The sequence below is a fragment of the Myxococcus sp. AS-1-15 genome (assembly GCF_020037055.1).
Taxonomy (GTDB): domain Bacteria; phylum Myxococcota; class Myxococcia; order Myxococcales; family Myxococcaceae; genus Myxococcus; species Myxococcus fulvus.
The window spans coordinates 423,549-450,463 of the sequence record NZ_JAIQDF010000003.1 but is presented as its reverse complement, the minus strand read 5'-3'; the positions used below and the strand labels follow the sequence as shown (position 1 = coordinate 450,463).

Below are 26,915 nucleotides of genomic sequence, written 5' to 3'. Positions count from 1 at the left end.
TCCCTGATCGGTCGGACCCCTTCAGCGAGCGGAGCGTCGTGTGGGGCGGCGACGCGGCTGGCTTCGAGGCGCGGCGGTCAGGGGCTTCTCGCCCTCGGTGCGCAGGGCGTCGATGAGCCGGAGCGCCGAGGGGTTCTCGGGCGCGTTCGCCCGTTGCACGGAGTAGATGAGGTTGGTGACCTGCTTGCGGCCGGGCGCGGGGGCGATGACGACGGTGCCCTGGCGCGCGGCCTGGGCGACACAGTGGTCGGGGAGGATGGACCAGCCGTGTCCGGCGGCCACCGTGCCCACCACCTCCTCCAGCTCCTCGAAGTGGTACGTGCCGCGCATCGAGCGGGGCTGTCGTCCGTAGTGCCCCTCGAACCACTTGCCGAAGACGTACTCGCACTCGTCATAGGTGACGAAGGTCAGGTCCTCGAAGGCCTCGAGCCGCGGGAAGGTCTTCCCCTTGGCGCCAGGGGGCCCGACGAGCACGAGCTGTTCTCGCCACACGGGCGCGGTGAGCAGCCGGCTGGACACATGGGGCAGGTAGACGAAACCCACGTCACAGGCGCCGTCCTCCAGGGACTTGAAGACCTGTTCGGCCGTGGGGAAGCGCAGGGAGTATGGGGCCGCGAGTCGCTGACGGGCGAGCAGGGGATAGAGCACGTAGCGACCGAAGCCGCTCACGGAGGCGATGCGCAGGGGCTCGGCGGGTGCGTCACCGGTCCGCAGTCCGCGCGCGAGTCGGCCGAACTCGTCGAAGAAGCGCTCGCACAGGGCATGCAGCTTCGCGCCCGCGTCGGTGAGGGTGAGCGTGCGCGTGGTGCGGTCGAAGAGCACGGTGCCGAGCTGCTCCTCGAGCTGACGCACCTGGTAGCTCACCGCGGGCTGGGTACGGTGGAGCACAGTCGCCGCGCGACTGAAGCCGCGCTCCCGGCTCACGACGAAGAAGGTCTGGAGATAGCGAGGGTCCAGGTCCATCCAACCATTCTATGGGATTCATCCAGTCTATCCATTGGATGGATGAGGGCCGTGGCTCGCAGGATGCCTTCCACGCCGCGGTGCTCGCGGTGGTGGAGGCGGAACCATGGCGGCTTCGTTGAGTCGGGTGCTCATGTCGGTCGGCTGTCTGCTGGGGGCGCTGGGCTCCGGAGCGGGGCAGGCGCGGGAGTCGGAGCTGTCCTCGGGCAGGGTGGGGAGGCGGCAGGTGGCGCCGCCGCGGGGTGGCTCGCGGCCGGTGGTGTCGCCGGGCGAGGAGGTGGGGGCGAGGCCGTCGCTGGTGGTGTTCCTGGTGTTCGATGGACTTCGCTACGACGACCTGGAGCGCTGGCGTCACCGCATGGGGCCGGGCGGTTTCCGTCGGCTCCTGGAGGGTGGCACCGTCTTCGATGCCGCGCGCTATCCGTACGCGACGACGAAGACGTGTCCGGGGCACGCGACGCTCGCGACAGGGGCGCTCCCCGGAGCGCACGGCATCATCTCGAACGAGTGGTACGAGCGGGAGACGGGCGCGGACGTGAGCTGTGTTCGGGACCCGGCCAGCCCGCCGCTCGATGACCCGAAGGGGAAGGGTGTGTCGCCCCGGCGGCTGCGGGTGGCGACGTTGGGAGACCGCTTGCTGGAGACGCACGGTGGCTCCTCGCGCGTGGTGTCGGTGTCACTGAAGGACCGCGCGGCCATCATGCTGGGCGGGCAGCGCGGGCAGGCGTACTGGTGGGGCGCGAAGGGCTTCACCACGAGCCGTCACCATGCGCGCGAGCTGCCGACCTGGGTGTCCGAGTTCAATCAGGCCCTGGGCTCGCGGAGGGGAGGCGCGTGGGCACGGAGTGCGGAGGCGTCCGTGTATGGCTCGCTGGGCCCGGATGATGACGCGCGCGAGCGCCCGCCCGAGGGACTGGGGCGGACGTTCCCCCATCCGCTGACCACGGAGGAGGCGTTCCTGTACACGCCGCTGGGGGCGGAGACGTTGTTCGAGCTCGCGCTCGCGGGCGTGAAGGCGGAGCAACTGGGCAAGCGCCCGGGGGCGCGAGACTTGCTGGCCATCGGCATGTCGAGCGTGGACGTGGTGAGCCACAGCTTCGGGCCGGAGAGTCACGAGACGGTGGACATGCTCCTCCGGTTGGACCGGGCGCTGGCCGTATTCCTGGAGGCGATGGACCGAGAGGTGGGGCTGTCGAAGGTGTTGGTCGCGATGAGCGCGGACCATGGGATGGCGCCCGCGCCCGCGCGAGCCGAGCAGCGGTTGTCGGGGGAGACGGTGACGCGGGACGTGGACGCGGCGATGGATGAGGCCTTCGGCGCGGAGGACTGGGTGGAGGCGTTCAGCGCGCCGCATCTGTACCTTCGTCAGGCGCGATTGAAGGCGCGGGGCGTGTCGCTGGAGCAGGCGGTCGAGGTGGCGAAGAAGGCGGCGCGGGCCGTGCCGGGAATCGCGGAGGTGGTGTCCGCCGCGGAGGTGAGCGCGGACCGGGCGGAGGGTTTTGCCCGGAGGGTGCGGCAGGAGTACGTGCCCGCGCGCTCGGGAGAGCTGGTGCTCATCGCGGACCCGCATGTGCTGCTCGCGCCGGATGACGACCATGCGAGCACGCACGGGACGCCCTACGAGTACGACACGCACGTGCCGCTCATCCTCTACGGCCAGGGGCTGCCCGCCGTGCGACATGGGCGCGCCGTGACGCCACTGGACCTGGCGCCCACGCTGGCCTCCTGGCTGGGCGTGACGCTGCCGGAGGCCTCGGGGCTGCCGCTCTGTGAGGCGCTGCCCCCACGCGCAGGCACGCCCGCTTCGTGCTCGGAGCCTGCGGCTACACGGTGATGCGAGGGGCTCGCGGCTCCGTGAGGTGCTGCCCTATGAACAGGCACGCACGCCTCGTGCTCGGAGCGCGCAGCTTCACGGTGATGCGAGGGGCTCGCGGTGATGCTGAAGCCACCGTGAGGCGCTGCCCCCACGAATCGGCACGCCTGCTTCATGTTCGTAGCGCGCGGCCATACCGTGATGCGGGGAGTGTTCGCGGCAGTGCTCCAGGCCCTGTGACTCCGCAGTCCTGCTCTCCCGCTGATGCTCCGCGCAAGTGAAGGAAAGAGGGCGTGCGGTGGTGCGCGAGGGGCAGTGACTTCGCGGGTCCGCTCGGTGGCCCGACCTCCCTGCGAGGCGATGGCTCGCTGGGGCGTGGACCCCGTCGTCCGGGCGGCGCTGTCATCCGCGCGTCCTCGGCAGTGGGGGAGGCGGACGAGGGGCCTGCTCGTCCGCCCGCCCTCGTTTCGTCGGGGCGTCACCCGAGCGGCGTCTTCGTCGGACCGCCCTGATAGATAGGGCGGCGTGGAAGACGACCGGACCGGACAGGACAGCAGGCCCCCGAGGAAACAGAAGCGACCCCGGAAGGTGTCCGCTCGCTACCTGGAGAACGCGGCGCTGCACTACTTGAAGCGCTACGCCTCCACGGTGAGCCAGCTCAAGCGCGTGCTCGTGCGCCGCGTGGACCGCTCGGTGAAGGAGCACGGAGGGGACCGCGCCGAGGCGCTCGGGTGGATTGACGCGCTCACGCAGAAGCTCATCCGCAACGGCCTCATCAACGATGATGCCTACGCGGGCATGAAGGCGCAGTCGCTGCGCGCGGCCGGGCGCAGCACGCGGGTGATTGCGCAGAAGCTGCGGATGAAGGGCGTGGCCGCGGACCTGGTGCAGCGCAAGCTGGCGCAGGCCACCGCCGAGGTCTCCGACGAGGACGCCGCGCGCATCTGGGCCCGGAAGAAGCGCCTGGGCCCCTTTCGCAAGAACCTGGCGACGCGCGAGGAGAACCGTCAGAGGGATTTGGCCTCCCTGGCGCGCGCGGGCTTCTCGTTCGGGATTGCGAAGAAGATCATCGACGGGTCGCTCGACTGAGCACGGCCGTGCGCGGCCCGTGATGCCGTGAAGCAGTTTTGCGCGAAAGAACGAAGCTATCAAGTCGCGCCGCGTTCCCGTACGTCCCCGCGCGACCGGAATGTCTCCGGTCACGCACGGGGGCATGGGATGAACGCGACGCGAGAGACGCGCACAGTCACGCTGGAGGACCTGCGGCTGCACTGTACGCTGCTGGGCGAGGGGCCTCCGTTGCTCCTCCTTCACGGCTTCACCGGTGCGGGCGAGGACTGGGGCCACGTGTTCGACCTGGACGCGCTGGCCCGTGAGTACCGGCTCGTCATCCCCGACCTGCGAGGCCACGGCCGGAGCCACAATCCCTCGGAGGACTTCACCACGCGCCAGTGCGCGACGGATGTCCTCGCGCTCCTGGACGCGCTGGGCATCGAGCGGTGCCGAGCCATCGGGATGAGCCTGGGTGGCAACACGCTGCTTCACGTCGCCACGCGAGCACCCGCGCGCGTGGAGCGGATGGTGCTGGTCTCCAGCACGCCGTACTACCCCGCGTCGGCCCGCCGCATCATGGCGACCTACACGGAGGCGTCGCGCTCGGAGGCGGAGTGGGCGGACCTGCGCTCGAAGCACGTACACGGAGACGCGCAGATTCGAGCCCTGTGGCGACATGTCCGAGGCTTCGCGGACAGCTTCGATGACATGAGCTTCACGCCGCCGCACCTGGGAACGGTGCGCGCGCCGACGCTGCTCGTCCAGGGAGACCAGGACCCGCTCTATCCGGTGGAGCTGACGGTGGAACTGCACCGCTCCATTCCGGAGTCCCGCTTGTGGGTCGTCCCCGGTGAAGGCCATGTCCCGCTCTTCGGGGCGTGGCGTGAGGTCTTCGTCCGCACGGCGCTGGCGTTCCTTTCGGGGCCGACGCCCACGGGGTGAGCCTCAGGCGCGTGTGGGCGTGGGAAGCATCTTCCGCGCGAGCGCGACGAAGGCCTTCAGCGCGGGTGAGGCGCGAGCCCGGTGGGGGTAGTACAGGAAGAGGCCCGGGACGGAGGGTGCCCAGTCCTCCAGCACGGCCCGCAGCGTCCCCTCGCGTAACGCCGGGGTGAGCTCCGGCTCGGCGAGGTACGCCAGGCCCACGCCCGCCACGGCCATGCGCCGCGTGAACTGCGAGTCGTCCGTGACGAGCGGCCCCTTCACCGCGATGCGCAGCTGCTTGCGCCCGCGCTCCAGCTCCCAGTGGTACGGCAGGCCCGTGGTGGGGGCGCGGTAGCCGATGCACTCGTGCTGCGCCAGGTCCGCGGGGCGCGTCGGCGTCCCATGCTTCTTCAGGTAGGCCGGCGAGCCGACGATGAGGAAGCGGAAGGAGGGCGACAGGCGCAGCTGCACCATGTCGCGCTCCACGGACTCCGTCAGCCGCAGTCCCGCGTCGAGCCCCTCCGTCACGATGTTCACGAACCGGTCCGTGACCCGGACGTCGACGCGGACATGGGGGTGCTCCTGGATGAAGCGGGGGATGACAGGCTCGATGACGGTGGCGAGCCCCATCACGGGCACCGTGAGCCGGAGCGTGCCGCTGATTTCGGACACGTCCGCGGACAGGTGCTCCAGCGCGCCCAGCGCCGACTCCAGTCCTGGCCCCGCGCGCTCCAGCAGGCGCTGCCCCATGTCCGTGAGCGACACGCTGCGCGTGGTGCGGGAGAGCAGGGCGCCGCCCACGCGCTCCTCCAGCATGCGCACCGTCTGGCTCACCGCGGACGTGGAGACGCGGAGCTCCTTTCCCGCGCGCGTGAAGCTCTTGTGCCGGGCGACGGCGACGAACACGGCGAGCTCGTTCAGGGGTGTCAGGGCCATTGTGAAGCCATCCTAAACAGTGTTTGCGATTCCAGTCTCTTCTCGAAAAAGCCCGTGGGCGGCAGTTTGAGGTCATCCACGGAGGCACGCATGACGACGACGAACCGCATCGACACGCTGTCGAGGTACCACCTGCTGGGCCGCTCGGGCCTGCGGGTGAGCCCGCTCGCGCTGGGGGCCATGACATTCGGCACGGAGTGGGGTTGGGGCAGCCCCAAGGACACGGCGCACCGGCTGCTGGCCCGCTACCTGGAGGCGGGCGGCAACTTCATCGACACGGCGGATGGGTACACGGGCGGCACGAGCGAGGCGTTCATCGGGGACTACTTCGCGGAGCACGGCGGACGGGACAGCGCCGTCATCGCGACGAAGTTCACCGTGAACACGATTCCCGGGGACCCGAACGCGGGCGGCAATGGGCGCAAGAACCTCCGGCGCTCGCTGGAGGCGTCGCTGCGTCGATTGAAGACGGACTACGTGGACCTGTACTGGCTGCACGCGTGGGACGGAATCACGCCGCTCGAGGAGGTGATGTCCACGATGACGGACCTCGTGCGCTCGGGGAAGGTCCGCTACATCGGGCTCTCGGACGTGCCGGCCTGGTACTTCGCGCGGGCGCAGACGCTGGCGGAGAAGGAGGGGTGGGAGCGGGTGGCCGCGTTGCAGCTCGAGTACTCGCTGGTGGAGCGCAACATCGAGCGCGAGCACATCCCGGCCGCGTTGCAGCTGGGCGCGAGCATCACGCCGTGGAGTCCGCTGGCCTCGGGGTTGTTGTCGGGCAAGTACACGCGGGAGCGCGGCGTGGTGAAGGGGGATGGGCGCGTGGCGGCCATCCAGGGGGGAGGGAACCCGGGCTTCGAGAAGCTCTTCACGGAGCGCAACTGGGGCATCGTGGAGGCGCTGCTGGAGGTGGCGCGGGAGCTGGACAGGCCGCCGGCGCAGGTGGCGCTGGCGTGGGTGACGCGGCGGCCGGGCGTGGCGTCGACCATCATCGGGGCGACGAAGCCGGAGCAGCTGGAGGCGAACCTGCGCGCGCTGGACGTGGTGATTCCGGAGGCGCAGGCGGCGAAGCTGGAGGCGGCGAGCCGTCCGGAGCTCGTCCACCCGTACCACTTCTTCGAGAACGAGTTCTTCACCAGCGGCATGTTCACGGGAGGCACGTCCGTGCGAGCGGAGCCCACGTGGTTCCGCCCGGCGGCGCGCTGAGCCTCAAGGCATGGGACGCTGGAGCGAGCGCCACAGCCAGCTCCAGCGCAGCGGCAGGTCCTCGAAGGGCGGGACGCGGATGAGGTCCTCGTGCTCGTGATGGACGGCCACCTCGCTCCAGTGGCCCTCGCGCAGCTCGCTCACGGTGAGCGTGCGCGCCTCCAGGTCGATGAGCCACAGGTGGCGGATTCCGAGCCTCGCGTAGAACGGACGCTTGATGCGCACGTCGTAAGAGCGGGTGGACGGCGACAGGATCTCACAGACCCAGTCGGGCACGGTGGTCCACTGTCGCTCGGGGAGCGTGGGGACGCGCTCGCGTCGCCAGCCGGCGAGGTCGGGGATGAACTCGGGAGAGCCCTCGGCCTGGACGCCGGGCTCGACCATGAGCCACCAGCCGCCCGGGCCGGGATTGCCGAGCTGGAAGGGACCATCCAGCTCGCCGAAGAGTCTCAAGCCCAGATACACATGTCCGCCCCCGGGGCGGGCATGCGTGTACAGCGCACCATCGATGATCTCGCCCACGACGCCCTCGGGCAGCGCCTCGATGTCGGCGAGGGTCGCGACACCCTCTGTTTCGCGTTTGCCGTAGGCCATGCCCCGAGTGTGGAGATAGCAGCGTCGTCTGACAAGCCGACGTGGGAGGCTATGTCCCGGAGGTGGGCTCCAGGAGCGGCCAGAGCTCGCCGAGCCTCAACTCGAGGTCCTCGAACGGAGGCACTCGGATGACATCCTCGTCGCAGTAGGTCCCGACCTCCACCCACTGCCCCTCGCGCAGCTCGCTCACCAGCAAGGTGCGTGCGTCCAGGTCGATGAACCACAGATGTTTGATGCCAATCCGCGCGTAGAAGGGGCGCTTGATGCGCAGGTCGTAGGCGCGCGTCGACGGCGACAGGATTTCACAGGCCCAGTCGGGCGCGACGAGCCACGAGCCCGTCGGAATCCTCGCCACCCGGTCCTTCCTCCACCCTGCGACATCCGGAATGAACTCGGGTGAACCCTCCAACTGGATGCCGGGCTCCACCTGGATCCACCAGCCTCCAGGTCCTCCGCTTCCCTTCTGGAAGGGCCGCCAGAGCATGGCATGCAGGCCGCCCAGCGTGTCCATATGCCCAGCACGCGGCTGGGCATGCACATACAACGTTCCCTCGATGATCTCGCCCACGACGCCCTCGGGCAGCGCCTCGATGTCGGCGAGGGTCGCGACACCCTCTGTTTCGCGTTTGCCGTAGGCCATGCCCCGAGTGTGGAGATAGCAGAGTCGTCTGACAAGCAGCGCCGCTCCCGGCGTCCGTTTACAGCTAGAGCTTCAACTTCTTGAACACGGATTCCGGGATGCTCTTGATGATGAGCATGATGAGCGCCCAGATGCCGGGGACGTAGACCTCGTTCTTGCGCCCGTCCGCCGCGCTCAGGAGTCCGCGCGCCACCTTCTCCGGCGAGGCGAACAGCTTGTTCTTCGGGATGTGCGCCGTCATCGGCGTGTCCACGAAGCCGGGCTTCACCGTCACCACCGCCACGTTGGACTTCGCCAGCCGGTTGCGCAGGCCCTGGAGGAACACGTTCAGCGCGCCCTTCGACGCGCCGTACACGTAGTTGCTCTGCCGGCCGCGGTCTCCCGCCACCGACGAAATCACCACCAGCGTGCCCGCCTTCTGCGCCTCGAAGCGGTTCGCCAGCGCCGTCAGGAGCGACACCGCGCTCAGGAAGTTGGTGCGCAGCACCGCCTCCGTCGCCGCCCACGAGCGCTGCGCCTCCGTCTGGTCTCCCAGCACCCCGTGCGCCAGCACCACGCCGTCCAGCCCCCCCAGCGCCTGGAACGCCCCGTCCACCAGCGCCTCGTGCGCGCTGAAGTCATTCAGGTCGAGCGCCTTCGACTCCACCTTCGCGGCGCCCCGCGTGGCGGCATCCTTCGCCACCGCGTCCAGGTTCTCCACGTTGCGGCCCACCAGGTACAGCGAGGCACCGCGCGCGGCGAGCAGTCTCACCGTCGCCTGGGCAATGGCGCTGGTGGCGCCGAGGACGAGCACTTTCTTCATGGGGCTTGGAATCTCGAAGAGGGGTCAGCGAAGCGCAAGCAGGGATTGCGGCGCGGCGGCTCCGCCCTTCCGCTCCGACTCCAGCGAGAAGGGCAGGGCCACCGGGTTCATCCGCCGCCAGAAGGACGAGGAGAAGGCCGGGTCGATGTAGCCCGCGAACTCCGCGCGGCGCGGGAAGTACGCCGCGAAGCTCTCCGGGCTCATCCGCGCGTCCTTCGCCGGATACACCGCGCCGCCCGCCTCGCGCGTGAGCTTGTCCAGGTCCTCCACCAACCGGTACGTCTTCTCCCCCCGGTTGGCGAAGTCCATGGCCAGCGTCACGCCCTGGCGCGGGAAGGACAGCCACCCCGGCGAGGGGATGTCACCGAAGGTCTTCAACACCGACAGGAAGCTGGGCAGCGCGCCGCGCGAGCTGCGCTCCAGGATTTCCTTCAGCGCGTCGCGCGCCGTCGCGTACGGCACCACGCACTGGAACTGGAGGAAGCCACGCCGGCCGTAGATGCGGTTCCAGCCATAGATGGCATCCAGCGGATAGAAGAACGGGTCGTAGTGCGTCAGCCGCTGCTTCGGCTTGCCGTTCTGCCGGTGGAAGTACAGCCAGTTGAACGCCGACACCGACAGCCGGTTGAGGCAGAACGCCGGCATGTCCATGGGCACCGCCAGCCCCATGCCGTGCGACAGGTGGCTCTTCGCCAACGGCAGCCGGTCGAACTGCGGCGGCGCGAAGTTGCCCCGGTAGAGCAGCCCGCGCCCCAGCTTCCGGCCCCGCGCCAGGCAGTCCACCCACGCCATGGTGAACTCGTGGTCCGCCTCGGACTCGCGCGCCACGACCAGGAACTCATCCAGGTTCCCGAAGGGCACCGTCTCCTGCAACACGAACGGGTTGCTGATGGGCTTGAGCTGCACCTCCGCCCAGGTGACGAGCCCCGTGAGCCCCAGGCCCCCAATCGTCGCCCCGTACCAGTCCGGGTTCTCGTCCGGCGCGCACACCCGGCGGCTGCCATCCGAGCGCAAGAGCTCGAAGCGGCGCACGTACCGGCCGAACGTCCCGCCACGGTGGTGGTTCTTGCCGTGCACGTCGTTGGCGATGGCGCCGCCCACCGTCACGTACTTGGTGCCCGGCGTCACCGGCAGGAACCAGCCGCGCGGCACCGCCAGACGCAAGAGCGTGTCCAGCGACACGCCCGCCTCGCAGCGCACCACGCCCGTCGCCGCGTCGAACGCGATGAGCCGGTCCAGCCCGGAGGTGAGCAGCAGCGTGCCGCCCCCGTTCAGACACGAGTCGCCATAGCTGCGCCCCAGCCCGTGCGGCAGCACCGCGCCGGACACCTCGGGCAGCGCGTCCGAGCGCCACGTCAGCGCGTGCGTGCGCTGCTCGACTCGGGGATAGCGTCCCCAGGACTCCAGTGCCTTCATCGCGCAAGCCCTCTCACGTGGCCGCCCACAGCACCAGGGCCGCGACCAGCCCCACCGCGTAGCTCACCCGGTCCCTCAGCGCGAAGACGAGCGGGTCCTCGTTCACCTGCCCGCGATGCGCCAGCACCCAGATGCGGCCCACCCAGTACAGCATCACCGGGCACAAGAGCCACAGCCGCTCGGGGTGGTCGTAGTACACCGTCACCTCCTTCGAGGTGATGTACAGCGCCAGCACCAGCACCGACACCTGGCCCGCCGCCGCGCCCAGGCTGGCCAGCTGCTCGTAGTCCTGCGCCAGGTAGCCTCGCCCGTGCGCGGAGGTCTCGTTGGACAGCCGCAGCCTGCGCACCTCGGACAGCCGCTTCACCAGCGCCAGCGACAGGAACAGGAACATGCTGAACATCAACAACCAGCTCGACGTGGGCACGCCCACCGCCAGCGAGCCGCCGAAGATGCGCACCGTGTACAGGCCCGCCAGCACCAGCACGTCCAGCATCACCACCTGCTTGAGCCGCAGCGAGTACGCCAGGGTCAGCGCGTAGTACGTCGCCAGGAGCGCCGCGAAGGCGGGCGGCAACAACAGACACACCGCCGCGCCCGCCAGCAGCAACAGGGGCGCCATCACCACCCCCACGCTCACCGGCAGCGTGCACGCCGCGAACGGGCGGTTCTTCTTCGTCGGGTGCCGCCGGTCGGAGTCCAAATCCAGCAGGTCATTGAGCACGTACACGCTGGACGCGCACAGGCTGAACGCCACGAAACCCAACACCGCCTTGAGCAGCAGGTCCGGCGACGCGGCCTTGTGCGCGGCGAGCAGCGGCACGAACACCAGCGCGTTCTTCGCCCACTGGTGCACGCGCAGCGCCTTCACCCAGACGCGGGGGCTCGTCCTCGGCTTCTCGAAGACGCGGTGCACCGCGCGCCCCAGCCCGTGCGCCTGCTTCAGCACGCCCGAGGGCGCGTGCACCACCACCACCTGCCGCGACTCGCGCCACAAGGGCACGTCCACCGCGTCGTTGCCCGCGTAGTCGAACGTGCCGAGCGACGCCTTCAGCTTCGCGAGCTTGCGCGCCCCGGACAGGTTCTCCCGGCCGTCGCTCGCGTGCACCTCGGCGAACAGCCCCAGGTGCGAGGCCACGGCCTGCGCGATGCGCTGGTCCGCCGCGGTGGCGAGCACCAGCCTGCGCCCTTTCGCCTTCTCCTCCTGGAGGAAGCCGAGCAGCTCCTCGTTATAGGGCAGCAGCGAGGCGTCCAGCGCGGCGCGCCGGGCCACCTCCGCCTTGAAGTACGCCTTGCCCTTGAGGACCCACAGGGGAAGGAGCAGCACCAGCCAGGGCGCGCGCTTGAAGAGGACGAGCAGGTTCTCGTGCAGCGTGTCGGTACGCACCAGCGTCCCGTCGAGGTCGACGGCGAGCGCCACGTCTGGCGAATCAGCGGAGAGGGGAGTCTCGGGAACCATGGGCAACGGGAGGCGCAGGGTAGCCCATCGGCGCCTCCTCCAGGGGGCGGAAGGACGTGCCCGCCCGGACGAGACTCAGTCGAGCCGCGCCACGTGCAGCGTCTGCAGGGGCAGGTGGCGGATGGGCCGGCTGCTCTCGATGCGATAGCCCGCGTCGTCCAGGAAGCCCTCCACCTCGGCGGGCGTGTACGCCGCCGCGCCCGACGTCACGAAGTAGTGCAGGCCGATGAGCGGCGCGGAGCTGGAGGGGTCCTGGATGTCCTCGCGCAGGTACTCGAGCACCGCCAGCGTCCCCTTCGGCGCCAGCGCCCCCCGGATGCGGCGCAGGAGCGCCACGTTCTGCGCGGGCGTCAGGTGGTGCATCACCTGGAACAGCAGCACCCCGTCATACGGGCCGCCCAGGTCCGCGGTGAGGATGTCCCCGGCCTGGTGGGTGACCAGGTGGCTCAGCCCCGCGCAGGCGATGATGTCCCGCCCCACGCGCACGCTGCCCTCCAGGTCCAGCACCGTCGCCTTCAGGCCCCGGTTGCGCCGGCACATCTCCGCCGCGAACCAGCCGTGCGCCCCGCCCAAATCCAAGAGCGTCTTCGCGCCCCGGGGCAGGGGGATGGCGCTCGTCACCTCGGGGGCCGCCAGCCGGGCGAGCTGGTGCATGGCGTGGATGTAGTCACGCCAGCGCGGGTCCTCGGGGGCGAAGCCGTGGATGTCCACCGCCTCGCCCGTGCGCACCACGCCCTCCACCTGGCTCCACCAGTCCCACTGCGCGTAGTTGAACTCCAGGAACGCCCCCACGTACTGGGGCGAGCGCGGGTCCAGCCACCGCTTCGAGCGGGGCGCCAGCCGGTAGCGGCCGTCGCGCTGCCGCTCCACCGCCTCACAGGCGATGAGGGCCTCCAGCAGCGAGCGCATCCCCTCGGGGGACAGCTTCAGCCGGGCGGCCAGCGCCTCGGAGGTCGCCGCGCCGTCCGCCAGCGCGCCGTACACCCCCAGCCGCACCCCCGCCATCAGCGTGCGCGAGGCCATCATCCCGAAGAAGGCATGGGCCAGGGGCTTGGGGGCCAGGTTGAGCCAGTCCGCCACGCGCTCCAGCAGGTTGTCCGCCTTGAGGCCCAGCCGCATGCACGCGTCCCCTATCCTCGGTTGCGCCGGGGCCGGGCCAGTCCCGCCACACCCACCAGCACCAGCGCACCCTCCGCGCCCATCAGACAGCCTACCTGCTCCGCCTTGCGCACACCCGTGTAACGGCACTTCCCGTCGTCACAGGTGAAGCGCGCCGAACAGTCGCCGCTGTGGCGGCAGACGGTGTTCACCCGCCCCGTGCCGTCCTCGCCCTCCGGGTTGTCCCGGTCCGGCCCGCCCTCGCCGGAGGAGGCGTCCGGCAGGGGGATGATGATGCCCCCGTCGGCGCCCGCGTCGTCGGCGGACCAGGCCCACGCGAGCGCGGGGGACACGAGGGACAGGCACGCCAGCAGACCGAGGGTCCGGGCACGGAACAGGTGACGGAGAGAGGCCATGACGGGGTCGTCACCCTAACCGCCCGGCGGCACAGATGCATCCACCGTGGAAAGGGGAGGCCGGGGGTAGATTGTCCCACCCCCTGGCTGGCATCTGGTAGCGTACGGCCCGCGATGGCCGCCCCCAGAATCCTCGTCGTCGATGACAACCCGGAGCTTCTCTCCCTCCTCACGCAGCTCTTCGAGGACGCGGGCTACGAGGTCGTCGGCGCCAGCCGCGGCAAGCAGGCCATCGAGGTGGCCAAGGCGAATCCCCCCGGCGCGGCCGTCTTGGACATCCTGCTGCCGGACATGATGGGCTATCCGCTGGCGGACGCGCTGCGCAAGGACAACCCGCAGCTGCCGCTGCTCTTCATCACCGGCGTCTTCAAGGGCGGCAAGCACGCGCTGGAGGCGCGCCAGAAGTACCAGGCGGCCGGCTACTTCGAGAAACCCTTCGAGGCGCAGAAGCTCCTGGAGGCCGTCACCAAGGTCCTCGCCCCCGAGAAGAAGGCCCCACCCGCGGGCTCGCTCCAGGACGCCTTCGAGGTGGAACTGGACATCGACGTGGAGGAGGAGGGCCCCCAGGACGTCATGGAGCTGACGGGCCGCATCAAGGTGACGGGCGGCGGCAACATCACCGCGGAGATTCGCGGCGCCAACCTCACCGCCAGCCCCATGCAGAAGGTGCCGGCCACCCAGGTGCGGCCGCCCACGCCGGGCCGTCCCCCGGACCAGCCGCCCCCGGGCTCGGGCGCGCCGGGCAGCCGCCGGGGCGAGCTGAAGGACAACCTGCCCTCGCTGCTCACCGCCTACTACCTGTCCCGGGAGACGGGCGAGCTGGGCATCCAGAAGGGCAAGGTGAAGAAGGTCGTCTACTTCGAGAAGGGCATGCCCGTGTTCGCCCTCTCCAACCTGCTCGCGGACCGCTTCGGCCAGTTCCTGGTCCGCGTGGGGAAGATCAAGCCCGAGCAGCTCCAGGACGCCTCCGCCGTGGCGGGACAGACCAACCGCCGCACAGGCGACGTGCTGGTGGAGCGCGGGCTGCTCAAGGACACCGAGCGGCTGTACTACGTGGGCCAGCAGGTGAAGGCGGTCATCTACTCGCTCTTCGCCTGGGATGAAGCCACGTACGTGATGAGCTTCCGGGAGAAGGCCAGCGCGGAGTCCATCAAGCTGGACGTGCACCCCGGCAACCTCATCGTCCGCGGCATCAAGAAGCTCTACAAGCCGGAGCGCCTGCGTCGGCTGTTGCAGCCCGAGGACCGGCTCATCCCGGCGGTGGCTCCCTCGTACCAGTTCAACGAGGTGGAGCTGGAGCGGTGGGAGGCGGAGCTGCTGCCGAAGATCGACGGCATCCGCACGGTGGCGGAGCTGCTCGCGTTCGCCAACCGCCCCGAGCACGTCGTCTACGGGTTCCTGGTGGCGATGATGTCGCTGGGCATCCTGGAGAAGCGCTCGTAGGCCTCGTGGGCCCGGGCGTCGTCCTCGACGAGAGGGGACGCCCGTGGAGCCCCGAGGGAGTTTCGGGAGGTGCTCAGCCGCCCGTCAGGCGGGAGCCGATCCAGAACAGGCCGAGCGCGCCGGAGGCCAGCGCCACCGCGCGCTGCACCCAGGCGGTGATGCGCGCGTTGAGGCGGGTGAGGCCCTCGGCGAAGAGCAGGCCCACCGCGCCCATGCCGATGAGGATGCCCAGGGCGAAGCCGGGCAGGTAGGTCCACGCGGCCAGGCTCATGCTGCCGCCGACGAGCAGCGGGGGCAGGGCGAGCAGCAGCGAGCGCACGCCGCTGACGGCCATCAGCGCGCCGGCGGCGGTGCTGACGGTGTGCACGTGCTGGTGGGGCTCCTTCGCGTGGCCGGGCAGGTGGGGGTGGCCGTGGTCCAGGCTGTTGGGGAAGAGCAGGGCGGTGACGGCGAGCGCCACCAGCACGGCGCCGCCGAAGATTTCGGCCCAGCGCTCGAAGGTCTCCGACAGGCCCACGCCGGCCAGCAGGCACACCGCGGCGATGCCGCCCAGCATGGCCGCGTGCCCCAGCGCGAAGCGGAAGGCGGTGATGATGGCCGCCTTGCGCCGGCCGCCGTTCAGGGTTCCGAGCGTCGCCACGGCGGCGCAATGGTCCGGCCCCACGGCATGGAGCAGGCCCTGGAACAGACCGAGCAGGAAGGCGAGGAGGATGGGCGGCACGGCCCGTCACCCTAGCCGCGCTTCCCTCCAGAGGCCAGCAGGAGGTACCTACGCAGCATGTGGACTGCCTTCCAGCGGCCTGCCGCCGCGCTCTCAATCCTCCTGTGCCTGGTGTTCTCCACCGGGTGTGACTCCGGCCCCGAGAAGCTGCGCGAGGCCGACGTGAAGTACCAGGCCCTGGTGGACCAGGGCGTGCGTCCCACGGACCCGGCCTGGGACGAGGTCGTCGCGGCGCTGGAGGCGGTGCCCAAGGACTCGCGCTCCCGTCCGGAAGCCGACAAGCGGCTGGCGGCCATCCGGGGCCTGCGGGGCAAGCTGCCCCCGCGTCCGCTGGCGACCCCGGGCGCGACGGGCCCCGGCACCGACGACTCCGACGCCAAGCGCGCCGCGTGCGAGGCGCTGGCGAAGAAGCTGGGCGTGGCGGATGACGCCGCGCGCGAGCCGCTGCAGGCGGCGTTGACGCAGTGTCAGAAGGAGCTGGTGCGTATCGAGTCGCACAGCCACCCGCCGGGGGAGCATGGCCACGAGCACGGCCATGAGGCGCCCGCGACGAAGTAGCGCGCGTGGGGGAGATTGAGAACGTGCCCTGTTTGTGGCTATGGAACGCGCATGCCCATGCCCCAAGCAGGTGACGCGGCTCCCGACTTCCAACTGCAGGACCAGGACGGCAACACCGTGACGCTCTCGCGGTTCGCGGGGAAGAACGTCGTCCTCTATTTCTATCCGAAGGATGACACTCCCGGGTGCACCGTGGAGGCGTGCAGCTTCCGCGACGAGCACTCGACGCTGGAGGCCGCGGGCGCCGTGGTGCTCGGCGTGTCCGCGGACAGCACCGCGAGCCACCGGAAGTTCGCGACCAAGTTCAGCCTGCCCTTCCCGCTGCTGGCGGACACCGAGCACCAGATGTCGGAGGCGTACGGCGTCTGGGGCGAGAAGTCGCTGTACGGGCGCAAGTTCCTGGGCATCACCCGCGCGACATTCCTCATCGGGCCGGATGGCAAGGTGAAGCAGGTGTGGCCGAAGGTGAAGGTGACCGGGCACGTGGTGGAGGTGCTCGCCGCGCTGGGCGCGAAGCCCACGAGCCTTCCCACGGGGGAGTTACCGGCGCCGGGCTCGAGCCCGAGCGTGGAGGAGTCGAGCGCGGGTGACGAGGACGCGCGCGAGGCTCCGGTCGCGAGCGCTCCGGCGCCCGCTCCGGCGCGAGTGCCGGTGACGCGGTTCGATGCGCCGAAGCGCAAGGCGCCGCGTGACACGGGGACGGGTGCCACGGCCCAGGTGGAGGCTCCCGAGGCTCGCCCGGCGAAGGCCGCGCCCGTGACGAAGGCCGCGCCCGCGAAGAAGGCGGCTCCGGCGAAGAAGTCGGCCGCGCCCGTGAAGAAGAGTGCCGCGAAGAAGGCGGCTCCGGCGAAGAAGACCGCGCCCGTGAAGAAGGGGGCTCCGGCGAAGAAGTCGGCCGCGAAGAAGGCCGTGCCCGCCAAGAAGGGTGCCGCGAAGAAGTCGGCTCCGGTGAAGAAGGGGGCTGCGAAGAAGAGCGCTCCCGCGAAGAAGGCAGCTCGCGCGAAGAAGAAGTGAAGTCGCTTCGCTGAGTGGCGGGCTCGTCGATCCACGCAAATCTTGCGTGCTCCGGGCCCGCCCTCGCAAACCCTTCGCATCCGCCCGAATACACCTTCTGTCAGGAAGAAGCGTGGATGGTCACGCGGACCTCCTCGCCTGACGAAGTCATGAAGAGGACTGTTCGCACGCGCTCACGAGGGTTTAATTGAGCAGGCGGCCGAGGGCCGCCATGTACCTGTTTCGTGGGTGGACGCCGTCGAGTGTCCACCTTCGATGAACGGGAACCTCAAAGGGAGTGGACATGCGCGAGCTGAATCTTCGACGGTGGACCCAGGTGGCGGCGCTGACGATGGGCGCGCTGTGGACCGTGGGTTGTGGTGCGCTTCCCGAGACGGGAGGCAAGCAGCCGGACGAGCCGCGAGGCGGCGCGTTCGCGCAGCGTGGCATCCAGCCGAGCGCCCTGCTGGACATGGAGGGCAACGTGCATCCCGAGAAGTCTCCGCCGTGGTTGATGACCGCGGACCGGGGCCACAACGGCACCATCAAGGAGATTGGCTCCAGCATCGACCCGCGCACGCCCAAGCTCGACGGTCAGCAGAACAAGTCCCTCTGGGATGACTCGGGCAAGATGATGCAGGACCGCTACGGCAGCGCCACCTACTCCCCCACGGCGCAGGGCCTGGGCGGCGAGGACGGCGCCATGACGGGGACCGTCACGGACCACCACCGCTCCTGGGGCTACCGCCCGCTCGGCTGGCAGGACCGCAACGCCCACTCGCGCCGCTAGGCGCCCGGCGTGCCCTCGCCCATCCCCCCGCCGCCGTGGACGGGGGGATGCGTATCCATCCCTCTGGAGCCTCGGATGGCTCGCCGGAGGGATTGCACATGAACCACCGAACCGCGCGCCGTTGGCTCCTGCCTGGGGCCCTGGTCGTCATCACCTCGCTGGGCACCGCCTGCGGGGATTGGGGTGGCTCCTGGTACCAGGGCAACTCCAACGAGGCCCAGCCCTTGAGCAGCTTCGGTCCCGGTACGGGGGGCTCGGGCCCGAACATCGCCCCGGTGCAGGACCGCGTGGGCGAGAATCTTCCGCCCACCGCCGTGAACAACGTGCCGCCTCGCGTGCAGCCCGGAATCGCCCAAGGCGACCCGGACGCCATCCGCCGTGAGGAGGAGAAGGAGGCCCGGCAGGACCGCGAGGAGGCGAAGGACTCCGCTCCGGCGCGAGCGCCCGCCCAGACTCCACCTCCCGACAACACACACTGAGCCGCTGCCTCCAGGCCCGGGCGCCCCCTGGGTCCGGGAGCCGGGTCCACCCCCGGTCGCCGCCCTGCGCGAGCAGGGTCGCATCACTCCGCCCGTGAGCATTCATCCGAAGGACAGCGCCCCCTCGGACGTGGCCTCGCAAGAAGGCTTCGTCCGCGAGCGCCCTGGGCGAAATGGCCGCACGAACTGGACGTGGCCTCACGGGGCTTCCCCGTGCGCCCTCGTCGGCACGTGCGTGGCGCGACGGCCCGCGGGGGCGAGCCGAGCGGGCTCCACCCGCGAGCCCTCAGCGCGACGCGAGCATGACCTCGGTCGGGTCCTTGCCCGCGAAGGCGCTGTCGAGCCCCTGGGCGAGCGCCAGATGCTCGGCCCCGCCGAGCGTGGCGAGCCGGTCCTCCGCCGGGTGTGCGAAGCGCGCGGCGAGCACATCCAGCCGGCGATGCGCCTCGGTGATGCGCTCGCGCGGAATCCGTCCGGACTCCACCGCCTTCACCACCGCCTCGATGGCGCGCCGCTGCACGTCCACCTGATGGCACACGAGGAACAGGTCCACCCCCGCGAGCGTGCCGCGCACGGCGGCCTCCTCCACGGAGTAGTGCGCCGCGATGGCCTTCATCTCCAAATCGTCGCTGACGAGCACCCCGTCGAACCCCAGCTCCTGGCGCAGCACGCCCGTCAGCACGCGCTCGCTCATCGTCGCGGGCATCTCCTTGTCCAGCGCGTCGAACATGACATGCGCCGTCATCAACGACGCCAGCCGCGCCTGCGCGAAGGCCCGGAAGGGCACCAGCTCCACGCGCCGCAGCCGCTCCAGATCATGCGGCAGCCGGGGCAGCGTCAGGTGGCTGTCCGTCATCGTGTCGCCGTGCCCGGGGAAGTGCTTGCCGCAGGACGCGACGCCGCCCGCCTCGAGCCCGCGCGCGAGCGCCACGCCCAGCCGCCCCACCGCCTCCGCATCCCGGCTGAAGCTCCGGTCGCCGATGACGGGGTTGGCCGGGTTGGTGTCCACGTCCAGCACCGGCGCGAAGTCCCAGTCGAAGCCCACCGCGCGCAGCTCGTGGGCGAGCAGCCGTCCCACGCGCTCCACGACGCCCGCGTCCCCGCGCTGGCCCAGCTCCCGCATCGGGGGAAGGGTGGTGAACGGCGCGCCGCGCAGCCGGGCCACGCGACCCCCCTCCTGGTCCACCGAGAGGATGAACGGCCGGCCCGCGCGCACCTTGAGCGCGTGGCACAGCGCCGCCGTCTCCTGGGCCGTGCCCACGTTGCGCTTGAACAGGATGGCGCCGTAGATGCCGTCATCCATCAGCGACGCCAGGTCGGCGTCGACGCGGGTTCCAGGAAAGCCCACCATGAACAGGCGGGCACAGTCGCGATACAGGGCGGAGGCGGTCACCCGCGCAGTGTCGCACTACCCGGGGCGGGCTTGGGGAGCGGAATGCGGCGCGCCGCCCCGGGCGTCGTCTGCTCGTCAACTCCCGAGGCGTCCGAGGCCAGCACCTCCCCGCCGCCCGCCGACTCAGCTGTCGGGGAAGAGGTCGTCGAGGGCCTGTTGGGCCAGCGCGTCCTCCTGGGCCACGGCGTTCACGAAGGCCGAGGCCTTGTAGACGAACCGCGAGGAGATGTTCTGCTCGAAGCTGCGCTGCTTGAGCAACGCCACGCGACGGCGCTCCCTCGCCTGCAGGTCCAGGATGCCCGAGACCTCGTCGTCGACGAGCTCCTTGACGACCTGGAGCGTGCCGACGTCCGACAGGAACACCCAGGGGAGCTGCTCGGGCGTCAGCGGCACCAACGCGAGCTGGGGGTCCACGACGAAGGCCACCAGCGCTCCGGCCAGGACGACGCCCTGGCTCTGGAAGTACACCAGCGTGTCGTGGAGCGACTTCTTGTCGGGGCGATAGTGGCCGCTGTGGTTGGTGAGCATCTGCAACCGGCCGTTGAGGACGCGAATCTCCCCGGCGGACCGTGTCGGCGCGCCGCGAACGAAGGTCGAGTGGGCGATACGGTCCTCCTTGTCGAGGTGGTTGAAGACATACAGCCGCTGCTCCAGGTCCAGCACATATCCGCCGAAGCACGCCTTGCCATGGGATTCCATGCGGGACGTGTCGAAGAGGGACAGCTTCCCGCTGGAGTGACGTCGATAGAAGAGCCCTCCGCGGATGAACACCTGGAAGGGGCGCGCCTGCCACTCGGCGAACATCCGCGTGCGCTGGCGGCTCGGCCCCAGCCCGTTGTCGATATCCCGCGAGGGCTGGTTCACCGTCAGCATCTTCCGGAACGGGCCCGCCTTCGTCCGCATCGTCTGGCAGATGCTGCGCACGCTCCGGTCATTCAGCAGCCGGGCGAGGATGTTCAGGTAGCGCCCACGCCAATCCGTCAGCGTATCGGCCTCCCCCTCATCGAGTTGGTCCGGTGTCGCCAGGGCCGCCTTCGCTCCCGAGTAGATCTCCCAGGCCAGGGGCACCTGCTCGGACTCCTCGTCGACGAGTTGGTAGAGGCTGTGCACGCTCTGAATCTTCTCGAAGGTCTCGGACATGGATGTGGGGAGCCAAGGGGAAGGTCTCGGAGGTGTGCGGGTCGGAAGGTGGAGCCGTGGCCTGTCCGGACGGCAGAGCAAGCGACGAGCCAGGGCTTGCCCGGCTCGTGTGCCACGGTGTCCGCACCGCGAGCCGGTGTCTGGCGCGTTCTCCGGGGACGCGCGTGCGTTCGGGGCCACGGCCATGACATGGGACGTCATGCCCTGGGCGAGCCGCCAGGGCTTCCGCTACCGGTCCACGCGCGGGGTCGCCACGTTGCCCGGGGGGCCCGTGAGACGAGGGCGCCCATCGACCCAGGGGGCAGGCAGGCCATGATTCAGCTCGCGCGCGTGTATCACCATCTGGAGCCCGGGGACTCGGACGGCGCTCGCTTCCTCGTGGAGCGGCTGTGGCCCCGGGGCATCAAGAAGACCCGGCTCGAGCTCGACGGCTGGCTCAAGGACGTGGCGCCGAGCACGGAGCTGCGCAAGTGGTATGGCCATGAGCCGGCGCGCTGGAAGGAGTTCCAGCGCCGCTATGCCCGGGAGCTCTCCTCTCACGACGAGGCGCTCGCGCCCCTCCTCGAGGCGGCCCGCCAGGGCGACGTGACGCTGCTGTACAGCGCGCGCGACGAGGACCACAACAGCGCCGTCGTCCTGAAGGACTACCTGGAGAAGCAACGGCGGCGTCCGGCCAGGCGGCGCCCACGCCGTCGTCCCACGGTGCACTGACGCGGGGGGCTTGTTCCACCCCGGGCGACTGCTACAAGGGCGCGCTGATGCTCCGAGGCACCTTCCGCGCCTCCGTTCAATCGAGGCCCTGATGGATTTCGCCACGCTCGCGCTGTCTCCTCCGCTGCTCCAGGTCCTGGGGGAGCTCGGCTTCCAGTCCGCCACGCCCATCCAGGCGCAGAGCATCCCCGTGCTGCTCCAGGGCAAGGACCTGGTAGGCCAGGCCCGCACGGGCAGCGGCAAGACCGCCGCCTTCGCGCTGCCCCTCTTGCGTCAGGTGCGGCTCCAGGACCGTCGGGTCCAGTCGCTGGTGCTGTGCCCCACGCGCGAGCTGTGCGCGCAGGTGGCGGGCGAAATCCGCAAGCTGGGCCGCAGGCTCCCGGGGCTCCAGGTGCTGGTGCTCGCGGGTGGCCAGCCCATCCGCCCGCAGCTGGAGGCGCTGGAGAAGGGCGCTCACATCGCGGTGGGCACCCCTGGCCGAATCATCGACGTGCTGGACCGCGACGCGCTGGACACCCGTGGGGTGGCCACGGTGGTGCTGGACGAGGCGGACCGGATGCTCGACATGGGCTTCCGCGAGGACATGGAGCGCATCCTCGGCGCCATGCCGTCGCGCCGGCAGACGGTGCTCTTCTCCGCGACCTTCCCGCCGGACATCGCGGCCCTGAGCCGCGCGTTCCAGAAGGAGCCGGTGCGCGTGACGGTGGAGGACACCGAGGCCGCGCCGCCCATCCGCCAGCTTCGCTACAACTCCGCGCCGGAGGACAAGCCGGCGATGCTGCTCAAGGTCCTCCACCGCCACATGCCGGCGTCCGCCATCGTCTTCTGCAACCACAAGGCGACGGTGGTGGAGCTGACGAAGTCGCTCTCCGACGCGGGCGTCAGCGTGGACGGGCTGCAGGGCGACCTGGAGCAGTTCGAGAGAGACCGCGTCATGGCGAAGTTCCGCAACCTCAGCACGCGCGTGCTGGTGGCCACGGACGTGGCGGGGCGAGGCATCGACGTGGAGGCGCTCGACGCCGTCGTCAACTTCGACATGCCCTTCCAGCCCGAGCCGTACGTGCACCGCATCGGCCGCACCGGACGCGCGGGCCGCACGGGCCTCGCCATCGCGCTGGTGACGCCGCGCGACGAGCGCAAGGTGGAGGAGATCGAACAGGCCCTCGGCGTGAAGCTGGAGACGGGCGACCAGGCCGCGCTGGAGGAGACCTTCATGAAGCCCGGCGCGCTCGGCTCCGAGTGGGAGACGCTCTACATCTCTGCCGGTCGCAAGGACAAGATGCGGCCGGGCGACATCCTCGGCGCGCTGACGGGCGAGGCGGGCGGGTTCGCCGCGACGGACGTGGGCAAGATCGAGATCCAGGACCACATCGCCTACGTCGCCGTCGCCCGGCGCGTGTCCCGCATCGCCTTCCAGCGCTTGAGCGAGGGCCGCATCAAGGGCCGCAAGCACAAGATTGAGCGCGTGAAGTAACGGCGCTCAAGCCGGAGGCGGCGGGAGCCTGCGCACCTCGAAGTCGAACTCGCGCAGCTGTCCCCGCAGGAAGTCCGCGATGTACACCAGGTACGCGGGGAAGGGCGCCGAGTCCAGGAGCGCGAGGGCCTCGTCCCGCTTCTCCAGCTCGCGAAAGGCCTCCACCCGCAGCAGTCGATTCTCGTCCGAGTCCGAGGTCACGAGGTGGGCCAGTACATGCAGGTTGCTGAGCACCGCCCGCGTGCGCCTCCACGGGCTGCGCCAGGATGCGCCCTGGTGATGGGGCGCGTTGCTCATCCACCACAGGTGCTGGCGCGCCTCCCACTCCCACGCGGGGGGCCGCAGCAGGTTCTCCCGCAGGACGAACTGGAGCTCCGCCTCGGACGGGTGCTCCAACCTGGGCGCCTCCTTCCACTCGCGCGGGAGCAACGAGCGCGTCGACTGCGCTGTCGTGGACTCCAGCGAGACGCGCGCGCCCAGCTCCACCAGGCGCCTGGCCAGTCGTCCCGCCACGTCCTCAGCCCACGCCCCCAGCGGCGCTGGGAGCTTGTCGAGCATCCGCCGGGCCTCGGTCGGAGACTTGCCCAGCTCACGACTCAAGAGGTGCATCGCCTCGGCGCGGCGCCCGCCCGCGTGGGCGAGCGTGACGCGGGTGACGGGCTCCTCGTGAGGCACGGTGCGCTCCGTGAGCTCTCCCAGTCGACGTGACCCGGCGGCCCGGAACAGCGCGTGACACGAAGCACAGCGGGAGAAGACCGGGGGGCGCAGCGCCATCGGCGGCTCCTCGCACCAGCCATCCGTCCAGCCCGCGATGCCCAGCGTGTTGCCGGTGGCGAGTGAGCGGAGCAGGTGCGGCGCTCCACAGTGAGGACAGGCGATGACGACGTCGGGGCCGGGCATCATGGCCCCGAAGTCTATTTGCGCAGCAGCGTGCCCTCGAAGAAGAACGCCACGCACGCGGCCAGGATGAGCCACGTCCACAGCGGCACCGAAGGTCGGTCCTCGTCGCCGCTGGACGCCTTCACCGTCTCCTCGCCGAAGTACGCGGTGAGCGTCTCCTGCGGCACGCGCGTCAAGTCGCTCTCGGCCGGGTCCAGCGTCGCCGCGAAGGACAGCGCGGGCACCATCTTCCCCTCCGCGCCCAGCACCGAGTACGCCCCCGGCTCCAGCACCGGCCCCGCCACGACGGAGCCCTCCGTCTGCTCCTTCAGCGGCAGCTCCGAGCCGTCCGGCGCCTTCACCGCCGTCACCTTCTGCGAGCCCTCCGGACGCAAGCTCGCCAGCTCACCCACGCGAACGCGCACCTCCTCGCGCTCCTCCAGCGAGCCGGTGAGGTACGCCGCGAAGCGCTGCATCAGCGGCAGGAAGCTGGTGCGGATGGCGAAGTCGCTCCAGTCGCGGTCCACCGTGCTGGTGAACAGCGCCACGCGGCCCTTGCCCTTGCGCATCACCGCGACCGCGGGAGCTCCGTCCTCGTACGTGGCCAGCACCTGGCTCGCACCAGGAGACGTGGGGTTGTCCGCCTCCAGCAGCATGTAGCGGTAGAAGCGCGCGCCCACGAGGCCCTCCTCGGCGCGCCCGGTGAAGGGCGAGAAGAGCACGTGCTCCTGGTTCACCTGCGCCAGCCGCGCCGCCTTCGTCTCCGCCTCCGGGTCCGTGTCGCGCTCCGCGCTGGTGCGCAGCACGCGCAGCGGCCGGGGCAGCACCGCGCCCAGCTTCTGGTTGTAGTCCTCCGTGTTCACCCGGTCGCCCATGCTGACGAACAGGCCGCCGCCGTTCTCCACGAAGGTGGACAGCCGCGCCGCCTCCTCCGCGTTCGGCGCCGCCACGTTGAGCAGCAGCACCAGGTCGTACGTGGAGAAGTCCTCGCGCAGCCCCACCTCCGCGTCGCGCACGGCCACCTCCACCGGAGAGCCCGGCGCCGTCAGCGCCGCGTCCACGAAGAAGGCCTCGTCCCGGTAGCGCGTCGCGTGCGGCGCGCCGTTCACCACCAGCGCCTTGAGCGCGCGGGGCACCGGCAGCACGAACGCCCGTCGGTCATCCTCCGCCAGCGCGTCCGGCGCGAGCGTCACCTGGCCCACCACCGTGCCGCCCTGCGGGAAGCGCACCGTGAGCGCCTTCTGCGTGGTGCCACCGGCGGGCACGTCGACGAAGCCCTTGGCCAGCGTCGTCTCGCCCGTGCGCACCGCGGCCTCCAAATCCTTGACTGCCTCCGTCCCGAAGTTGCGCACCGTGAAGGTGAACTGGAACGCGCGCGGGCCGGCCTGCAGCGCGGGCTCCACCTTGAGGTCGACGATGGCGTGGTTGGCGAGCGTCTCCTTGCCCTCGGCCACGTCGCGCAGCACCACCTCCGGCTTCACCGGCGCGCCCGTGGGCCCCTTCACCGTGGGCGGCGGGGCCTCCAGCCGGAACGCCGTGGCCGCCATGTCGGAGACCACCACCAGCCGCTTGGCCGGCATCGGGTTCTCCTCCAACGAGCGCGCCGCCAGGTCCATGCAGCGCGACAGGTCCGCGCCGCCGTACGTCGGCTTCGCCTCGTCCACGAGCGCGCGCAGCCGACCCCGGTCGAACCCCGGAGGCGGCGGCGCCGCGGGCGAGCCCGTGCACACCACCACCGTGGCGGGCTCCTCGGGCAGCAGGTCCCTCAGCGCGTCGCGCGCCTCGTCCCGGCCCCGCTCGAAGAGCGACGTGCCGTCCGACCAGCGCATGGACAGGGACGCGTCCAGGATGATGGCCGTCGCGGCCGGGCCCTTCACCACCTGCGCGGCCTGCGCGTCGCGCGTCAGCTCCGGCCTGGCGAGCGCGATGGGGATGGCCAGCAGGATGAGCGTGCGCAGCACGTACAGGAGCAGGCGCTTCAACTTGAGGCGGCTGGCGGTGCGCTTCTGGCTTCTCAACACGAAGGCCAGCGGACCGAACGGATGGGGACGCGGCCTTCGCCGGTCGAACAGGTGCACCAGCAGGGGGATGAGGGCGCCCAGCGCGCCCAGCAGCATCCACGGATTGCCGAACGTCACCCGCGCCTCCCGCGCCGCGCCAGGTACCGCAGCAGCACGTCGTCCAGCTTCTCGTCCGTGCGCACCAGCTCGTAGTCCACGTCCGCCTCCGCGCACGACGCCTTCACGTTCGCCAGGAAGGCGTGGAACTCCTCCAGGTAGCTCTCCTTGATTTCACGCGGGTTCACCTCGATGCGGCCCTCGCCCTCCATGTCCATGAAGAGCGTGGGGTCATCGAAGGGGAACGTCAGCTCCGCCGGGTCCACGACGTGGAACAGCGACACGTCGTTCTTGCGCTGCCTGAGCGCCAGCACCCGCTTGAGCGCGTCCTGCTTCTCGTCGAGCAAATCCGACAGGACGATGACGGTGGAGCGCCGGGGCAGCACCTCCGCCAGGTGGTCCGCCGCGCTGCCCAGGTCCGTGGTGCCGCCGGCCGCCGTCGCATCCAGCGTGTCGAGCAGCACGTTCAGGTGGCCCGCGGACGCTCGCGGGGGCACGTCCTTCCACTTGCCACCCGTGAGCAGCGCCAGGCCCGCCGCGTCCTGCTGACGCACCAGCAGGTACGACAGCGCGCCCGCCAGCGTCGTCGCTACCTCCAGCTTGGACAAGGCGCCGCTCTGGTAGCCCATGGAGGCGGACGCATCCACCACCATCACCGCGCGCAGGTTCGTCTCGTGCTCGAAGCGCTTGACGTAGTACTTGTCGAACTTGCCGTACGCCTTCCAGTCCAGGTGGCGCAGCTCGTCGCCGGGCGCGTACTCCTTGTGCTCGGCGAACTCCACGCTCTGCCCCTGATGGGGGCTCTTGTGGAGGCCGGACAGCACCCCCTCCATCACCGCGCGGGCACGCAGCTTCACGCCCTTGAGGCGGGCCAGCGTCTGGGCATCGAGCAGCACGCGG

At 70.5% G+C, this 26,915-nt stretch carries 26 protein-coding genes; 11 read left to right on the top strand and 15 right to left on the bottom strand.

The genetic code is table 11. The features are described 5' to 3' along the window. Positions 1-21: 21 nt before the first annotated feature. Entirely contained in the window at positions 22-963 is a 942-nt protein-coding gene (locus K8625_RS11300) for a LysR family transcriptional regulator (protein ID WP_223782722.1), read from the bottom strand. A gap of 106 nt (positions 964-1,069) precedes the next feature. Between K8625_RS11300 and K8625_RS11295 the strand changes: the two genes are divergently transcribed. The 3 genes from K8625_RS11295 (at position 1,070) to K8625_RS11285 (ending at position 4,771) form a co-directional block, all read left to right on the top strand. Next, positions 1,070-2,797: an alkaline phosphatase family protein gene (locus tag K8625_RS11295; protein WP_223782721.1), complete on the top strand. Its 1,728-nt coding sequence runs from the start codon at positions 1,070-1,072 to the stop codon at positions 2,795-2,797. 504 nt (positions 2,798-3,301) lie between these two features. Next, a complete protein-coding gene (locus K8625_RS11290) occupies positions 3,302-3,865 on the top strand; it encodes a regulatory protein RecX (protein ID WP_046716438.1) in 564 nt (187 codons plus the stop codon). 129 nt (positions 3,866-3,994) lie between these two features. Then, positions 3,995-4,771 carry an alpha/beta fold hydrolase gene (locus tag K8625_RS11285; protein ID WP_223782720.1) on the top strand — a complete coding sequence of 259 codons (777 nt, stop codon included), beginning with the start codon at positions 3,995-3,997 and terminating at the stop codon, positions 4,769-4,771. Positions 4,772-4,774: 3 nt separating this feature from the next. On the opposite strand, the gene K8625_RS11280 is transcribed toward K8625_RS11285, so the two are convergent. Beyond that, positions 4,775-5,686 (bottom strand): LysR family transcriptional regulator, encoded by a 912-nt coding sequence (locus K8625_RS11280; RefSeq protein ID WP_141326527.1) that lies wholly within the window; start codon positions 5,684-5,686, stop codon positions 4,775-4,777. A 90-nt stretch (positions 5,687-5,776) separates the two neighbouring features. Here K8625_RS11280 and K8625_RS11275 point away from each other — a divergent pair, with 90 nt between their 5' ends. Continuing rightward, positions 5,777-6,892 (top strand): aldo/keto reductase, encoded by a 1,116-nt coding sequence (locus tag K8625_RS11275; RefSeq protein WP_223750759.1) that lies wholly within the window; start codon positions 5,777-5,779, stop codon positions 6,890-6,892. Positions 6,893-6,895: 3 nt separating this feature from the next. On the opposite strand, the gene K8625_RS11270 is transcribed toward K8625_RS11275, so the two are convergent. The 7 genes from K8625_RS11270 to K8625_RS11240 form a co-directional block, all read right to left on the bottom strand. Then, on the bottom strand, positions 6,896-7,486 hold the full coding sequence (locus K8625_RS11270) for a Uma2 family endonuclease (protein WP_223782719.1): 591 nt from the start codon (positions 7,484-7,486) through the stop codon (positions 6,896-6,898). A 49-nt stretch (positions 7,487-7,535) separates the two neighbouring features. Beyond that, entirely contained in the window at positions 7,536-8,126 is a 591-nt protein-coding gene (locus K8625_RS11265) for a Uma2 family endonuclease (protein ID WP_223782718.1), read from the bottom strand. 64 nt (positions 8,127-8,190) lie between these two features. Continuing rightward, positions 8,191-8,928 carry an SDR family oxidoreductase gene (locus K8625_RS11260; RefSeq protein ID WP_046716433.1) on the bottom strand — a complete coding sequence of 246 codons (738 nt, stop codon included), beginning with the start codon at positions 8,926-8,928 and terminating at the stop codon, positions 8,191-8,193. Between the two features lie 24 nt (positions 8,929-8,952). After that, on the bottom strand, positions 8,953-10,344 hold the full coding sequence (locus K8625_RS11255) for an FAD-binding oxidoreductase (RefSeq protein ID WP_223782717.1): 1,392 nt from the start codon (positions 10,342-10,344) through the stop codon (positions 8,953-8,955). A 13-nt stretch (positions 10,345-10,357) separates the two neighbouring features. Then, entirely contained in the window at positions 10,358-11,803 is a 1,446-nt protein-coding gene (locus K8625_RS11250; protein WP_223750763.1) for a UbiA family prenyltransferase, read from the bottom strand. A gap of 75 nt (positions 11,804-11,878) precedes the next feature. Further along, positions 11,879-12,922 carry a methyltransferase gene (locus K8625_RS11245; protein WP_046716431.1) on the bottom strand — a complete coding sequence of 348 codons (1,044 nt, stop codon included), beginning with the start codon at positions 12,920-12,922 and terminating at the stop codon, positions 11,879-11,881. Between the two features lie 11 nt (positions 12,923-12,933). Next, positions 12,934-13,317, bottom strand: a complete 384-nt coding sequence (locus K8625_RS11240) for an MXAN_6627.5 family MYXO-CTERM protein (protein WP_223782716.1) — start codon at positions 13,315-13,317, stop codon at positions 12,934-12,936. Positions 13,318-13,431: 114 nt separating this feature from the next. On the opposite strand from K8625_RS11240, the gene K8625_RS11235 reads away from it, so the two are divergent. Beyond that, positions 13,432-14,760 carry a response regulator gene (locus tag K8625_RS11235; RefSeq protein ID WP_223750765.1) on the top strand — a complete coding sequence of 443 codons (1,329 nt, stop codon included), beginning with the start codon at positions 13,432-13,434 and terminating at the stop codon, positions 14,758-14,760. A gap of 73 nt (positions 14,761-14,833) precedes the next feature. Here the strand turns inward: K8625_RS11235 and K8625_RS11230 are convergent, their stop codons facing one another. Beyond that, positions 14,834-15,481 (bottom strand): hypothetical protein, encoded by a 648-nt coding sequence (locus K8625_RS11230; protein ID WP_223750766.1) that lies wholly within the window; start codon positions 15,479-15,481, stop codon positions 14,834-14,836. Positions 15,482-15,538: 57 nt separating this feature from the next. Here K8625_RS11230 and K8625_RS11225 point away from each other — a divergent pair, with 57 nt between their 5' ends. The 4 genes from K8625_RS11225 (at position 15,539) to K8625_RS11210 (ending at position 18,301) form a co-directional block, all read left to right on the top strand. Further along, positions 15,539-16,039 carry a hypothetical protein gene (locus K8625_RS11225; RefSeq protein WP_223750767.1) on the top strand — a complete coding sequence of 167 codons (501 nt, stop codon included), beginning with the start codon at positions 15,539-15,541 and terminating at the stop codon, positions 16,037-16,039. Between the two features lie 57 nt (positions 16,040-16,096). After that, the gene (gene bcp, locus K8625_RS11220) at positions 16,097-17,053 is read left to right on the top strand and encodes a thioredoxin-dependent thiol peroxidase (RefSeq protein ID WP_223782715.1); all 957 of its coding nucleotides are present in this window, start codon (positions 16,097-16,099) and stop codon (positions 17,051-17,053) included. 283 nt (positions 17,054-17,336) lie between these two features. Next, positions 17,337-17,822 carry a hypothetical protein gene (locus K8625_RS11215; RefSeq protein ID WP_223750769.1) on the top strand — a complete coding sequence of 162 codons (486 nt, stop codon included), beginning with the start codon at positions 17,337-17,339 and terminating at the stop codon, positions 17,820-17,822. A 98-nt stretch (positions 17,823-17,920) separates the two neighbouring features. Beyond that, positions 17,921-18,301, top strand: a complete 381-nt coding sequence (locus K8625_RS11210; protein WP_223782714.1) for a hypothetical protein — start codon at positions 17,921-17,923, stop codon at positions 18,299-18,301. Between the two features lie 286 nt (positions 18,302-18,587). On the opposite strand, the gene nagZ is transcribed toward K8625_RS11210, so the two are convergent. Beyond that, positions 18,588-19,652, bottom strand: coding sequence for a beta-N-acetylhexosaminidase (gene nagZ / locus K8625_RS11205; protein ID WP_255665612.1), 1,065 nt, complete (start codon positions 19,650-19,652; stop codon positions 18,588-18,590). A 165-nt stretch (positions 19,653-19,817) separates the two neighbouring features. Beyond that, complete coding sequence (locus tag K8625_RS11200) at positions 19,818-20,834, bottom strand: hypothetical protein (RefSeq protein ID WP_223782712.1); 1,017 nt, start codon at positions 20,832-20,834, stop codon at positions 19,818-19,820. 312 nt (positions 20,835-21,146) lie between these two features. Between K8625_RS11200 and K8625_RS11195 the strand changes: the two genes are divergently transcribed. Both K8625_RS11195 and dbpA read left to right on the top strand, forming a co-directional pair. Continuing rightward, on the top strand, positions 21,147-21,545 hold the full coding sequence (locus K8625_RS11195; protein ID WP_223782711.1) for a DUF488 domain-containing protein: 399 nt from the start codon (positions 21,147-21,149) through the stop codon (positions 21,543-21,545). A gap of 91 nt (positions 21,546-21,636) precedes the next feature. Continuing rightward, a complete protein-coding gene (gene dbpA, locus K8625_RS11190; protein WP_223782710.1) occupies positions 21,637-23,019 on the top strand; it encodes an ATP-dependent RNA helicase DbpA in 1,383 nt (460 codons plus the stop codon). Positions 23,020-23,025: 6 nt separating this feature from the next. Here dbpA and K8625_RS11185 read toward each other — a convergent pair whose 3' ends face one another. The 3 genes from K8625_RS11185 to K8625_RS11175 are packed head-to-tail and all read right to left on the bottom strand — an operon-like array spanning position 23,026 to position 26,911. After that, entirely contained in the window at positions 23,026-23,922 is an 897-nt protein-coding gene (locus K8625_RS11185) for a hypothetical protein (protein WP_223782709.1), read from the bottom strand. A gap of 11 nt (positions 23,923-23,933) precedes the next feature. Next, on the bottom strand, positions 23,934-26,036 hold the full coding sequence (locus tag K8625_RS11180; protein WP_223782708.1) for a BatA domain-containing protein: 2,103 nt from the start codon (positions 26,034-26,036) through the stop codon (positions 23,934-23,936). Further along, a complete protein-coding gene (locus K8625_RS11175; protein ID WP_046716420.1) occupies positions 26,033-26,911 on the bottom strand; it encodes a DUF58 domain-containing protein in 879 nt (292 codons plus the stop codon). The genes K8625_RS11180 and K8625_RS11175 overlap by 4 nt, the downstream gene beginning before the upstream one ends. Positions 26,912-26,915: the final 4 nt, after the last annotated feature.

Excerpts from the sequence above, each read along its gene's own strand:
- K8625_RS11300 (WP_223782722.1), bottom strand. The coding sequence starts at position 963 with ATGGACCTGGACCCTCGCTATCTCCAGACCTTCTTCGTCGTGAGCCGG.
- K8625_RS11295 (WP_223782721.1), top strand. The coding sequence starts at position 1,070 with ATGGCGGCTTCGTTGAGTCGGGTGCTCATGTCGGTCGGCTGTCTGCTG.
- K8625_RS11285 (WP_223782720.1), top strand. The coding sequence starts at position 3,995 with ATGAACGCGACGCGAGAGACGCGCACAGTCACGCTGGAGGACCTGCGG.
- K8625_RS11280 (WP_141326527.1), bottom strand. The coding sequence starts at position 5,686 with ATGGCCCTGACACCCCTGAACGAGCTCGCCGTGTTCGTCGCCGTCGCC.
- K8625_RS11275 (WP_223750759.1), top strand. The coding sequence starts at position 5,777 with ATGACGACGACGAACCGCATCGACACGCTGTCGAGGTACCACCTGCTG.
- K8625_RS11270 (WP_223782719.1), bottom strand. The coding sequence starts at position 7,486 with ATGGCCTACGGCAAACGCGAAACAGAGGGTGTCGCGACCCTCGCCGAC.
- K8625_RS11265 (WP_223782718.1), bottom strand. The coding sequence starts at position 8,126 with ATGGCCTACGGCAAACGCGAAACAGAGGGTGTCGCGACCCTCGCCGAC.
- K8625_RS11260 (WP_046716433.1), bottom strand. The coding sequence starts at position 8,928 with ATGAAGAAAGTGCTCGTCCTCGGCGCCACCAGCGCCATTGCCCAGGCG.
- K8625_RS11255 (WP_223782717.1), bottom strand. The coding sequence starts at position 10,344 with ATGAAGGCACTGGAGTCCTGGGGACGCTATCCCCGAGTCGAGCAGCGC.
- K8625_RS11250 (WP_223750763.1), bottom strand. The coding sequence starts at position 11,803 with ATGGTTCCCGAGACTCCCCTCTCCGCTGATTCGCCAGACGTGGCGCTC.
- K8625_RS11245 (WP_046716431.1), bottom strand. The coding sequence starts at position 12,922 with ATGCGGCTGGGCCTCAAGGCGGACAACCTGCTGGAGCGCGTGGCGGAC.
- K8625_RS11240 (WP_223782716.1), bottom strand. The coding sequence starts at position 13,317 with ATGGCCTCTCTCCGTCACCTGTTCCGTGCCCGGACCCTCGGTCTGCTG.
- K8625_RS11235 (WP_223750765.1), top strand. The coding sequence starts at position 13,432 with ATGGCCGCCCCCAGAATCCTCGTCGTCGATGACAACCCGGAGCTTCTC.
- K8625_RS11225 (WP_223750767.1), top strand. The coding sequence starts at position 15,539 with ATGTGGACTGCCTTCCAGCGGCCTGCCGCCGCGCTCTCAATCCTCCTG.
- bcp (WP_223782715.1), top strand. The coding sequence starts at position 16,097 with ATGCCCCAAGCAGGTGACGCGGCTCCCGACTTCCAACTGCAGGACCAG.
- K8625_RS11215 (WP_223750769.1), top strand. The coding sequence starts at position 17,337 with ATGCGCGAGCTGAATCTTCGACGGTGGACCCAGGTGGCGGCGCTGACG.
- K8625_RS11210 (WP_223782714.1), top strand. The coding sequence starts at position 17,921 with ATGAACCACCGAACCGCGCGCCGTTGGCTCCTGCCTGGGGCCCTGGTC.
- nagZ (WP_255665612.1), bottom strand. The coding sequence starts at position 19,652 with ATGGTGGGCTTTCCTGGAACCCGCGTCGACGCCGACCTGGCGTCGCTG.
- K8625_RS11200 (WP_223782712.1), bottom strand. The coding sequence starts at position 20,834 with ATGTCCGAGACCTTCGAGAAGATTCAGAGCGTGCACAGCCTCTACCAA.
- K8625_RS11195 (WP_223782711.1), top strand. The coding sequence starts at position 21,147 with ATGATTCAGCTCGCGCGCGTGTATCACCATCTGGAGCCCGGGGACTCG.
- dbpA (WP_223782710.1), top strand. The coding sequence starts at position 21,637 with ATGGATTTCGCCACGCTCGCGCTGTCTCCTCCGCTGCTCCAGGTCCTG.
- K8625_RS11185 (WP_223782709.1), bottom strand. The coding sequence starts at position 23,922 with ATGATGCCCGGCCCCGACGTCGTCATCGCCTGTCCTCACTGTGGAGCG.